Genomic DNA, 12,747 nt, shown 5'->3' on the forward strand with positions numbered 1-12,747 from the left:
ATCTTGACTGATATTTGGTAGGTTTCGCCAGTCCTCATCAGCGGCATTCAGAAGCTTTAATCAACCCCTACATGGTTGGCTTTTTAGAGTATGGTTCCTATAAACAAAACCGCGATAAGCTGAAGGCGATCGCGATTGATAGAGTAGATCCTTTCTTGCCAGCATATCCCCTCAAGTGACGAAAACAAACTCGGTTTAGTAGAAGGTGTAAAGTTTTGTAAAAAGCGATCGCCGATGAATTTCGGTTGTTTTGTGGATCTGTTCAACCAGTTTTCTCTGTTTGAGCCGTTTTTAATAAAAAGGAGATAAAGACTCAAATCCTTAGCTGGTAAGGATTTAAACCTGACCGTAAGACTACAGAAAGCTTCGGACAAAGGTGGAGGCCCTATTGCAGCATTGCCTCGTGGTACTTGTGGCGCAGTTTGGAACTAAAGCCAGTTTGAGGACTGCTGCGAAAAGGGGAGAAGATGCGATCTCGCTATTGCCTCATATCTGTCTCACACGAGGACGAATACTATAAGGTCAAGTACGCTGCTAATATAATAAGATAATAATATCTTTATTTTTCTGTTTAAAAACACCCCCAAAGGAGTAAAAATGCCGAAGGATAGTCTAAACGTTAGCTTAGATGCCCTGATACCTAGAGAAGATCTTGAAGTTCAAGGACAACAAAATCAAGTAAGAAGCAATGTTGTTCGTACAGTTGTCTCAATTCGAGATTTAGAAAAAGATTCTTTCTTCTACCCATATTTAAGGAAGCCAGATTTCCAGCGCGAAACTAATGAGTGGGATTCTCAGAAGATTTGTGAGTTTATAGAAAGTTTTTTGGATGGAGATTTAATCCCAGCAGTTATTCTTTGGAGCAGTTCTGGCAGTAACTACTTTGTCATTGATGGTTCACATAGACTAAGTTCTTTAATTGCTTGGATAAATGATGATTATGGTGATGGCAAAATTTCTAAAGATTTTTATGATGACATTGTAGAAGAGCAGAAGAGTGCTGCTCAAACGGTAAGAAAACTAATTGACGAAAGTATAGGTTCTTACAAGTCTTATCAATCTTTTCAATCTTTAAAACAGCATCAAGGAGACCAAAAAATTCTTGATAGAGCCAGAAATTTAGGTGCTTTAGGTATACAGCTCCAGTGGGTTGAAGGTGATGTACGCAAAGCGGAAGATTCTTTCTTCAAAATCAACCAAAAAGCAGTGCCAATCAGTGAAACTGAGATCCGTTTGTTACAAGCTCGAAAAACACCTAATGGTGTTGCTGCTCGTGCCATCATGAGAAGTGGTAACGGACATAAATATTGGTCAGACTTTTCCCAAGAGAAGCAAGAAAACATTGAGAAATTAGCTCAAGAAATACATCGGCTCATTTTTGAACCCAAGCTGAAAAATCCTATTAAGACTTTAGATGTACCAATAGTAGGAAATTTGTCATCTTCAGAAAAGCTTGATCTAATATTAGAGTTTGTCAATATAGTTAATGATATAGAAGAAGATAATCAATTGGGAGACGATTTAACGGGAGAGAAGACAGTACAACTGTTAAGAAATTGCAAAAAAGTAGCTCAAAGAATAAATAGCAAAGACCCTTCATCTCTTGGTCTTCATCCAATAATATATTTCTATACGAGTGCTGGAAAGTCTAAAATTGGATCTTTTTATGGGGTTGTTACCTTGATATTAGATTTAGAAAAAACTAAATCTTTTCGTAAATTTATAGAAGTTAGAAAAGATTTTGAATGGGTGATTTGGCAAGATGATATGGTTCCACAGATTGTCAGTAAGAGCAGCGCAGTAAAGGCGAGAGAAAAGGTTAAAGATTTTTATCTACAAATCATTAACAAATTATCTAAAGGAGTAGACAAGAAAAATGTCATGAAGGAGATAGTTGATGAAAAACTTTTTGGTACTTTAAAAAGAAAAACCAAAGGAAATACCAGTGAAACTGAAAGTAAAGAATTTTCACGGGAGACAAAATCAGCAGCATATATCAGAGATGCTTTACCTGGTTCTCCACGATGTAAAATTTGTGAAGGCTATCTCCCCAGTGGCTTTAGCTCTATAGACCATAAAATAAGAAAAGCAGATGGTGGTTTAGGTACTTTAGAGAATGCCCAGTTGACTCACCCATACTGTAATACAACAGTCAAAAATTGAATATTCCTAGATTAGCCCTAAAATTAACCCTAAAATTACCTACAGCTAGAGGACGTTAAGGCTAAGCTGAATGGCACTGGCATAAGCAGCGATAGCGCTCCCGGTGAGCGCTCAGAGGTTTATGAACCAGTTCCTAGAGGCATCACCGTTCCCAAACGGGAAAATTGTACGCTAAGGCTGAAAGCTTTATCCATCAGGCATTTCAGCCTTAGCGTTAACTAACTCATTTTTTACTTCCTTACCATCTAAAAAAAAACCCGCCTGAGCGGGTTAAATTTATATAGTCCGCGAAGGCGGACTTTGTTCGTGTAGCCGCGAATTCTATTCGCCCGCTATTCCCTAATTAAGCCTTCACAGCCACCTTCTCAGTAGCATCAGCACTCGCTTCAGGAGAACTAGCTTCAGAAGGCGGTACAACTTGCCAGAACTTAGGCAAATATTCCGACCAATTAGCCAGAATATGCTTCGCCTTCTCGGAACCAGTGCGATCGCTATGATCCTGAATTAACTCTTTCAATTGTTGCTCGCCAGCAGGGGTAATTACCCGCTGAACCTTCACAATCTCAGGGTTGACATGATTGGGGAAACTGCCATCCTCATCGAGGAAATAGCCCAAACCGCCAGTCATACCCGCACCGACGTTACGGCCAACTGTACCCAAAACCACGACAACGCCGCCAGTCATATACTCGCAGCAGTGATCGCCAGCACCCTCGATTACCGCTTTCGCCATCGAGTTGCGAACCGCAAACCGTTCCCCTGCTTTACCATTAGCAAACAGAGTTCCCCCCGTTGCGCCGTATAAGCAAGTATTGCCCACGATCACGTTTTGTGCAGGGTCATAAGTCGCACCAGCAGGGGGTTTGATGGCAATTTCGCCGCCGTGCATTCCTTTACCAACGTAATCATTAGCCTCCCCTGATAAGCTGAGAATCATCCCTGGCAAGTTAAATGCGCCAAAGCTCTGACCCGCACTACCAGTGAAGTTGAGGTTGATTTGACCTTCAAAACCGCTGTTGCCATGTTGAAGTGCGATCGCGCCACTGAGTCGGGCTCCGACAGTGCGATCGGTATTCACCAAGGGGATGTTTTTGGTAACGCTACCATGATTGCCGATCGCGGCCTGAATCTCAGCATCCGCTAACAAATTGTCATCCAACACTGGCCCATTGGTGTGAACGTCGCTATGTACTAAGAAACTGCGATCGCTCTTAGTATCTGGTAACTGCGTCAAACAGTCCAAATTCACAGATTGAGTCTTAGTCAAATGCACGCCTTCGCGCATTTTCAGCAAATCAGCGCGGCCAATAATATCATTGAGCGATCGGTATCCCAATTTTGCCAACAAACTCCGCACTTCCTCCGCCACAAAGTAGAAGAAGTTAACAACGTGCTCCGGCGTACCTGGGAAACGCTTCCGTAGGTGTTCCTGCTGAGTTGCCACCCCCACCGGACAGTTATTAGTGTGGCAAATCCGGGCCATAATACAGCCCTCTGCGATCATCGCCACTGAGCCGAAACCGTACTCTTCACCGCCCATTAATGCGCTCATGACGACATCCCAGCCGGTTTTGAAGCCGCCATCCACTCGCAACACGACGCGATCGCGCAGCTTATTCTCCATCAACACCCGGTGAACCTCAGTTAAACCCAGTTCCCAAGGGGCTCCCGCGTGTTTAATCGAAGACAGGGGCGAAGCACCCGTCCCGCCGTCGTGTCCAGAAATTTGAATTACGTCAGCATTCGCCTTAGCGACACCAGCCGCGACTGTACCGATCCCAACTTCTGCCACTAACTTGACTGAAACCCCAGCCTGGGGATTAATTTGGTGCAAGTCAAAAATCAACTGCGCCAAGTCTTCAATCGAATAGATGTCATGGTGGGGCGGGGGCGAAATCAGCGTTACTCCTGGCTTAGAACGCCGCAAATAGGCAATATACTGGCTCACTTTCGGCCCTGGCAATTGGCCGCCTTCCCCTGGTTTCGCACCTTGTGCCATCTTAATTTCGATCTGCTTAGCACTCATCAGGTACTCAGGTGTCACCCCAAAGCGACCAGAAGCAACTTGTTTGATGGCAGAGTTGGCTTTATCACCATTCCGCAAGCCCTGCAAGTGAGAGAAAGTCGGCGAAAGCCCAGCCTCACTCACATCATCTAGCACTTTGTATCGCTTAGGATCTTCGCCACCTTCGCCAGAGTTGGACTTTCCACCGATGCGGTTCATGGCGATCGCTAGGGTTTCGTGAGCTTCCGGCGACAGCGCCCCCAGAGACATCCCCCCCGTCGCAAACCGTTTGACGATATCCGCCACCGATTCTACTTCTGATACAGGAATAGCAGGGCGATCGCTCTGGAAATCTAATAAATCGCGCAAAGCAGTTACGGGCCGATGTTCCAACTGCTGCTTATAAACCTCGTAATGGTCGTAAGCGGTTTGATCTGGCGTTACCTTCCCATTCCCATTTTCCGACTTAAAGCTAGTTACAGCCTTGTGTAGCGCCTTCGCCATTTCCGGGCTATTCATGTGATATTCGCCGCCTGGCCGGAACTGGACAAAGCCATAATTTTCCAGCTTCTTACCGTTCAATTCGGGGAAAGCCTTACTGTGGAAGGAAATCACCTCAGTAGCTAATTCTTTGATACTCAAGCCGCCAATCCGAGAAACAGTCCCCCGGAAACCCAAATCCAGCAAATCGCCACCAATACCGATCGCCTCAAAGATTTGCGCCGCTTGATAGCTAGACAGCAGCGAAATCCCCATTTTCGACATAATCTTCAGCAAGCCATCTTCTACCGCCTTGCGATACTTAGCCTGAGCCGCTGCTAAGGTAATCTTAGCCAGTTTTCCGCGCTCCATCAGAGCTTGAGTCTTGGAATCAGACCACCAATGGCCGACGCTTTCCAAAGCCAAATAAGGACAAATAGCGATCGCACCATAGCCAATTAAACAAGCAAAATGGTGAGTGCTCCAGCACTGAGCCGTATCCACAATTAGCGAACCCTTCATCCGCAACCCTTCGCGGATCAAGTGGTGGTGAACAGCACCCACAGCCAGCATCGGCGGAATGTAGGTATATTCCGTACTTAAAACAGCAGAAGAAATTCCCCCTTCTTCCTTCGCCACGCGATCGCTGAGAACTATAATTTTCGCACCCGATCGGATCGCCGCCGCCGCCGCCTGACAAAGTTGCTTAACTGCGGCCTCCAAACCAGCCGGGCCTTGGGCGATCGCGTACAGCGTAGATAACTCCTTAACTGGGAAAGCTTCTCTACTCTTCAACCAAGCCAATTCCGCCTCATTCAATACCGGCGAATTAATCTTCAGCATCCGGGCATTTTCCGGCTTCGCTTCCAACAAATTCCCCCGTTCGCCCAACTGCATACTTAGAGACATCACCATCCCTTCCCGTAGCGGGTCAATCGGCGGATTTGTCACCTGAGCAAAACGCTGTTTGAAATAGTCATAAAGCAAATGTGGTCGCCCAGAAAGCACCGCCAGAGGAATATCATCCCCCATACAAAAAGTTGGTTCCTTCCCAGTGCTCGCCATATCCGCGATCACCATTTCCAAATCTTCCGCCGTATAGCCAAAAGCAGTTTGATGACGGAGTAAAGTTTGAGCATCCAGACTTGTACTCTGAGCAAAATCTCCTACTGGCATGGTCTGACGGTGTTTTTGCAACCATTCACCGTAAGGATATGCCTTCGCAGCCCGCTGCTTAATTTCCCAATTTTTCAGAACTTCATTGCTATCTAAATCAACAGCAATCATCTGTCCTGGCCCTAAGCGGCCTTTTTCCACAATATCTGCTTCGGGAATATCCACAACTCCTGCTTCCGAAGCTACAATCACCAAGCCATCTTTAGTAATACAATAACGAGCGGGTCGCAAACCATTGCGATCGAGGGTAGCGCCTACCTGTTTCCCATCACTAAATACCAACAGCGCCGGCCCATCCCAAGGCTCTTGAATGCCGCTGTAATATTCATAAAAATCGACAATTTCCGGATAGGGAGCCAAAGCTGGCTGATTTTTATAAGCCTCCGGCACCAAAATCATTAATGATTCTAAAGTCGAGCGGCCCGAACGTACCAGCAACTCCATGATATTGTCCAAATTAGCCGAGTCGCTGTTCTCTGCATCAACTGTAGGCTTAAAGGTAGGGACATCAGTCTCGTTCCAATATGGATGAGCCAAATCTGCTTCCCGCGCTGTCATCCAGTTAATATTGCCCAGGAGCGTATTAATTTCGCCATTGTGACCTAACAGGCGCATTGGTTGAGCCAGCGGCCATCGCGGCATAGTATTCGTACTGAAGCGGCGGTGATAGACCGCAAAGGGGCTTTTATAAGCCGGATTGGTTAAGTCTGTGTAAAATTCTCCTAACACGGCTGAACGCACCATGCCTTTATAGACAATTGTGCGTGTCGAAAAAGAGCAAACATAAAATTCTTTGCGGGGAAAACCCACCCGCTGAAACAGCGTTTCGCCAATAGTCCGGCGAGTGAGAAATAATTTCCGTTCCAGTGCATCTCCTTGCAATTGCTTGGAACTAATAATTAATTGTTCTATTTGTGGTTGATTTTCTCGCGCCTGTATCCCCAAAACTTCGGGTTTAACTGGAACTTCTCGCCATCCCACCAGAGTTAAGTTTTGATCGGCGAGGACTTGCTCAACCACTTGGCGAGCAATAGCGGCGTTCTCTTTGTCTGGGGGCAAAAATATCATTGCCACGCCGCTGTTTTCCGGTTTCGGAGCCTGGATTTGCTGCTGTGCAAACCATTCCTGTAATAATTCCCAAGGGATGGCCGTCATCAAACCCGCACCATCTCCAGAATCAGAGTCAGCACTACAACCGCCGCGATGTTCCAGACAAGTTAAAGCTGGCAAGGCTTTAGCAATAATTTCGTGTGTTGCAACCCCTGTTTGATTGGCTATAAATCCCACCCCGCAGGCATCTCTCTCTTCCACTAGCCACCTTTGGCCCGGATATGGAGTTCCTGAATTTTGGCCTGAATGTAGATCTCGGTTATGATTCACGCTCGTGTTACCCATGTCGATTGAATACTACTATTACTGTGTTTGTTTGATTGAGTCTTTGGTACTTTGGAAAGAGGGCTGCCAAGCGGTGGGAGAACGGTAAATCCTAAAACAGCAAAGAGCCAGAAAAGTTGATAAAAATTCACTATTTGTGCTGCTATGACCTTGCCCAGAAACCCTACTCGCAGATCCTAATTATCCTGACAGGTGGCCTGTGAAAATGTTATACAGAATACGCTATGCGTGCAGTATAAATTAAAAATTAAAAATTAAAAATTAAAAATGAGAGAATTCAATTTCTTAATTTTTAATTTTGCATTTTTACTTTTTAATTGCAGTGCTGGCATCAAGCTTGCCCTTGAATGGTTTCCCCGCCTGCAAGCTAGGCATTCTGGCTGCTTAGTTAGCTAATAAAACAGGCTCGTCATTACTTTAGCCCCCTTTTGTAAACTTTGCCATTTCGCCGCTTTGTTGACCCCATAGACGCAAAATCCACCCGCCCTCTCATAGGGTAGGTGCAATCTCGAAAGGTCAGTGCGGGGATAAGTCAAACCTTCCCTTTTTATTATTTGACATTCCCAGGTCTAAATCAACCGAGATAGTTGGTTGAGTATGGGTGCTTTAGAAACAAAAACCTAATTTTTGAGTTACGGCCTGTTGATTTTCCCCAGGCGTTAGTGCAGGGGATTCTAAGAGGATGTTACGAAGCAGGCTAAAACCTGGTTTTTTTTCGCAATTCCTCTCTAGGCTTGAGCCGCAGGGTTGCCAAGGAGGTTTTTGAGGAAAAATGGTTCTGTTATGATACAACACTCAAGCAAAAAGTCAACATTATGCTTAAAAGCCTTGGGCTTTTCACTCGTTTTTTGGTAAAGCCTGCGATCGCGATCGCTCTTTGTTTACTCGTAAACGAAGTCGCTAGAGGGGCAGAGGTGCGGGGGGACAGAGGAGCAGAGGTGCGGGGGGGCAGAGGAGCAGAGGGGGAATTTTTGTCTTCTATCTCCCCATCTCCCCTGCTCCCCATCTCCCCCGCTCCCTCGCTCCCCCGCTCCCCCGCTCCCCCGCTCTCTCTCTATTCCTCACAGAAAATATTGGCTCAATCCGTCGTATCACCTGCTAACGACCCAAACCAAGGTCGCCAAGTCTCTTTAAATGGTAACACTTTCAGGGCAGCTTGGAGCCAGCAGCCTGGTGGTGGGAATTCTAGCGTCCGCACTTGGATTGCTGATGTTAGCTTGATGGAAATAGCTGGTATTGAACTATTAAACTCTGGTGATGCTACTAAACAGCCGGTACAGTGGTTTTCCCAATCTCAAACAGATGGTCTTGCGACTCGTTTAACTCCTCAATACCGCTATCTAGATATTACAGATTTTGCCAAAAAAGCTGGCTGGCAAATCTCCACTGAGGGTAATACGCTCAAAATCTCGACCCAACCAGCAAAATTAACAGCAATTCGGGTAGGGAAACAAGAATGGGGCGATCGCATTGTTCTAGATTTAGATCGTCCCACTTTCTGGCGACTCAGCTACGTAGAACCACCACCTAGAACCCCAACCCCAAAACCTAAAGATACTCCAGACGATCCCACAAAACCAACAGGTAGAGATACGCCAGACGATCCCACAAAACCCCAAACACCGAAACCAACACCCCAAGTACGAACTCAGGAATGGCTAATTACAGTTGATGCTGTACTCGATCGCGCCCTTATAGCGCGTACTTTTGGAGCGGGTAAACATCTACAATCTCTCAAGGTAGAATCGTCCGCTAACCAAACTAAGATCCGAGTTAATATTCCTCTGGGTTGGCGGCCTCTAGTTTTTACTCTGGGAAATCGGGATCGCTTAGTCATCGACATTCGCCCCGATTCTTTGGTAGAAAGAGATATTCTTTGGGCTCCCGGATTGCGGTGGCGATCGCAATATCGCAACTTGGGTAATTCTAAGTTTCCCGTAGTCTGGCTAGAAATCAATCCCCGTCAGTCTGGATTGAAAATTAGACCAATTCTAAGTAATCCCCCAACTGACAGCGGTACTGCACCTTTATTACAAACAGCCGAACTCTCCAACATCGCTGCTGCTATCAATGGTGGCTTTTTTAACCGGATTAATCGCCTAGCCTTGGGAGCAATTCGGCGAGATAATCAATGGTTATCGGGGCCAATTTTGAACCGAGGTGCGATCGCCTGGAATGATAACGGAGACATCAAAATTGGGCGATTGAGCCTGCAAGAAAGCTTAATTACCTCAAAAGGAGAGCGTTTAGCTGTCACTCACCTTAATAGCGCCTACGTCCAAGCTGGTATTGGTCGCTACACTGCTAAATGGGGAACAAGTTACACCCCTTTCTCCGATGGCGAAATTATAGTCACAGTCCAAAACGAACAAGTTATTAGCCAATCCCCCGGAGGTACAGCAGGGAAAACCTCATTTCCCATTCCTGCTAACAGCTATTTACTGACCCTGCGTTCCAACCCGACAATAGCCAATCAGATCCCCGTCGGGACAAGCTTGCGCCTGGAAACTGCCACAGTTCCGGCCGATTTTAACCGCTATCCTTATATTTTGGGCGGCGGGCCAGTATTAGTGCAAAACAGTCAAGTTTTCCTAGATGCCAAAGCCGAAGGATTTAGCGATGCTTATGTTAAGCAAACAGCCATTCGCAGTGCAGTTGCGATCGCAGCTAATGGGAATTTGTTAATTGTTGCCATTCACAATCGCGCTGGAGGTGCGGGGGCTACTTTTAGCAATATTGCCCAAATCATGCAGCAAATGGGGGCTGTTGACGCTTTGAATTTGGACGGCGGTAGTTCTACAAGCCTTTATTTAGGAGGTCAACTAATCGATCGGCCGGCTCAGACCGCTGCTCGCGTTCATAATGGTATTGGAGTGTTTATTCAGCCTTAGAACGGTTTTAAGTAGATTGATACAATTAAACATGGGGTTCACTACGCCTTCATTCCTCTACAAAGCTTTAATAAGCGATCGTAACAAATCCGATACCGACTGACCCTGAGCAGCCGCGATCGCCTCTAGCTTCTGCTTATCCTCTGAATAAAGCCTCAGCAATATTGAAGAGTCAAAGGGGCGCTCTCTGCCGTAATTAAATTTATTTTTATAATCCGGCCCAAAATTGGGATTGCCCACCACCATAAAAAAACGATAACTCAACAATTCCATTATAACGCGATATCGCGCAACTATTTTATAAAAACGCTTAATACTAAGGCGATATCGCGTTATATTAATAAATAAGAGCCGCGCTAACGGCTCCTGTCAACTTAAATAATTTGTAGAGGCATTGTAACATGATTAGCTCAAAAAAGACCTTCATCTATTCCAAGGCTGCGATCGCACGTATCAAAGGAATCGCAGTAAACCTAGACACAATTAAAGGTAAGGTGGGCGCTCGCCGACAACCATCTTAGGCTATGAGTTACAAGCTTTTTACGTCGAGCGCCCACCCTACATATAGGATTAAAATCAACTATTGTCATTGCGAACCACGCGAAGCAATCTCAAGCTTTATCCCCTGAGTTAAAGCTTGTTTAAAGATCGAGCCAATATCGATGAAGACTTAATGTAGATTGGTTAATTAGTGGACAGCAACCAGAGTTAATTTGCTATGGTTAATTTCAGTGCCTTAAAGCTGAAGGAGAGAAAATCATGGTTCAAGTTCAAGAAATTTCTCAGGTTTCCACCCTACGCACATCTAGCAACTCGACTGGAGTTGCGGCTACAGAATTAAGACCTTGGGGTTCCTTCACCACTCTCGAAGAAGGAAGCGGATATAAGATTAAGCGGATTGAAGTAAAGCCAGGACATCGCCTCAGCCTGCAAATGCACCACCACCGCAGCGAACACTGGATTGTTGTTTCCGGTACTGCTAAAGTCACCTGCAATGATAAAGAAGAAATTATCTTTAGCAATCAGTCTACCTATGTCCCTCAATGTCACTCTCACCGCCTGGAAAATCCCGGCGTGATTCCTCTGATCCTGATTGAGGTACAAAATGGGGAATATCTGGGAGAAGATGACATTGTACGCTTCCAAGACGACTACGCCCGTACAGAATCTAAGGCTAAATAGAGAATTGAGGAAGTCATGAATCCTGAAATATGTAAAAATTATTCTGAAAGGCTGAATCCAGCCTTTGATTCTGACTTCTTAATTGTCATTCCTCTAGCAACCTTCTTGGCAGTTAGGGCACTCACTCATTGCTGAAACCTGCTTATTCTATTCCCTTCTTCTCTAGCCCCTAGCCCCTAGTCCCTAGCCCCTAGTCCCTAGTTATAAATTTTTTTAATGATTCACTTAAACAAACCAGCAGCCATTGAGGTAATGCGTCTTAAGTCTAAGCATCCCAATCCCAATGCTTTATTTCGGCTGGGGGTGGAATCTAGTGGTTGCTGTGGCTTGTCTTATACAATGGCTTTTGATGAAACTCTTAACCCTGACGATTTGGTGTATGAATCTGAGGGAATCCAAGTAGCGATCGCTCCACAGCAACTTAAGTATGTTAATGGTCTTACTTTGGATTACTCAGAGGATTTGATGGGGGGAGGTTTTCGATTTCATAATCCTAATGCTAGCCAAAATTGTAGTTGTGGTAATTCGTTTAGTCTAAGGGAATAAATCTCACGACACTTGCGGTTTAAGTTTAGCTTAGAGGCTGATGTTTAGGACTTAAGCCTTGACAAAATGGCTGTTTTGTGCATCTGCCTTTTAATAGGCGATCGCTATTCTCTTATGACCTAAGTTAATATGTCGGGTATTATTTCAAGCTTAATTAGACAAAATTTAGAACTGAATAATGCGGAAGTAATTTACTATTCTGGTTTATTTCAACAGCCAGAAAGCGATCGACTTTTTGCCAGCTTATTGACTCAGATTGAATGGAAACAACAGCCTATTAAAATCTTTGGTAAATCTGTCCTTCAGCCTCGATTAACTGCTTATTATGGAGAGCGGGCTTATACTTATTCCGGTGTGATGATGCAACCTTTACCTTGGAATATTCCTTTATTACAAATAAGGGAAAAAATTGAGCCTTTAGTTAACACTAAATTTAATGGTGTTCTGCTTAATTTATATCGAGATGGTCAAGATTATATGGGGTGGCATAGTGATGATGAAAAAGACTTAGCAGTAGGTTCAGTGATTGCTTCTCTTAGCTTCGGAGAAACAAGGCGTTTTATTTTGAGACGTAGAGACAATCGTCAAACAAAAGTTGAACTGAATTTAAGTCATGGCGATTTTTTAATTATGGGTGGTGACACTCAAAAATTTTGGCAACATCAAGTTCCCAAAACTACTAAATCAACTCAGCCAAGAATCAATCTAACTTTTAGGGTTATTAAATAAATTAATAAGGCTAGAAACTGCGTTTATTTGTAGATATTTGGTCATTGGTGACAAGTTAAGAAGAGCGCTCGAAAGTCAAGAGGGACTTTCTCTAAAAGCTCAAACGTGTGAAACTCAGACTGGATGAGTCATCTAGCCCCGGTGAATCCCCATGAGCCGAACCCGAAAAACTAATAGAGA

General features: G+C 44.9%; 8 protein-coding genes. 6 read left to right on the plus strand and 2 right to left on the minus strand.

All coding sequences use genetic code 11. The features are described 5' to 3' along the window. Positions 1–14 precede the first annotated feature (14 nt). On the plus strand, positions 15–179 hold the full coding sequence (locus PN499_RS08190; protein WP_272031288.1) for a hypothetical protein: 165 nt from the start codon (positions 15–17) through the stop codon (positions 177–179). A gap of 418 nt (positions 180–597) precedes the next feature. Further along, positions 598–2,163: an HNH endonuclease family protein gene (locus tag PN499_RS08195; RefSeq protein ID WP_272031289.1), complete on the plus strand. Its 1,566-nt coding sequence runs from the start codon at positions 598–600 to the stop codon at positions 2,161–2,163. Positions 2,164–2,506: 343 nt separating this feature from the next. On the opposite strand, the gene PN499_RS08200 is transcribed toward PN499_RS08195, so the two are convergent. Then, complete coding sequence (locus tag PN499_RS08200; RefSeq protein WP_272031291.1) at positions 2,507–7,219, minus strand: glutamate synthase-related protein; 4,713 nt, start codon at positions 7,217–7,219, stop codon at positions 2,507–2,509. An 815-nt stretch (positions 7,220–8,034) separates the two neighbouring features. Between PN499_RS08200 and PN499_RS08205 the strand changes: the two genes are divergently transcribed. Then, positions 8,035–10,110 (plus strand): phosphodiester glycosidase family protein, encoded by a 2,076-nt coding sequence (locus PN499_RS08205; protein ID WP_272031292.1) that lies wholly within the window; start codon positions 8,035–8,037, stop codon positions 10,108–10,110. 57 nt (positions 10,111–10,167) lie between these two features. Here PN499_RS08205 and PN499_RS08210 read toward each other — a convergent pair whose 3' ends face one another. Further along, positions 10,168–10,374 (minus strand): ribbon-helix-helix domain-containing protein, encoded by a 207-nt coding sequence (locus PN499_RS08210; RefSeq protein ID WP_272031293.1) that lies wholly within the window; start codon positions 10,372–10,374, stop codon positions 10,168–10,170. A gap of 495 nt (positions 10,375–10,869) precedes the next feature. On the opposite strand from PN499_RS08210, the gene PN499_RS08215 reads away from it, so the two are divergent. From PN499_RS08215 to PN499_RS08225, 3 genes are all read left to right on the plus strand, one after another. After that, positions 10,870–11,292 carry a phosphomannose isomerase type II C-terminal cupin domain gene (locus PN499_RS08215; protein WP_272031295.1) on the plus strand — a complete coding sequence of 141 codons (423 nt, stop codon included), beginning with the start codon at positions 10,870–10,872 and terminating at the stop codon, positions 11,290–11,292. 216 nt (positions 11,293–11,508) lie between these two features. Beyond that, positions 11,509–11,838 (plus strand): HesB/IscA family protein, encoded by a 330-nt coding sequence (locus PN499_RS08220; RefSeq protein ID WP_272031296.1) that lies wholly within the window; start codon positions 11,509–11,511, stop codon positions 11,836–11,838. 129 nt (positions 11,839–11,967) lie between these two features. Beyond that, positions 11,968–12,567 carry an alpha-ketoglutarate-dependent dioxygenase AlkB family protein gene (locus PN499_RS08225; RefSeq protein WP_272031298.1) on the plus strand — a complete coding sequence of 200 codons (600 nt, stop codon included), beginning with the start codon at positions 11,968–11,970 and terminating at the stop codon, positions 12,565–12,567. Positions 12,568–12,747: the final 180 nt, after the last annotated feature.

The organism is Kamptonema animale CS-326 (assembly GCF_028330895.1).
Taxonomy (GTDB): Bacteria; Cyanobacteriota; Cyanobacteriia; order Cyanobacteriales; family Microcoleaceae; genus Kamptonema; species Kamptonema formosum.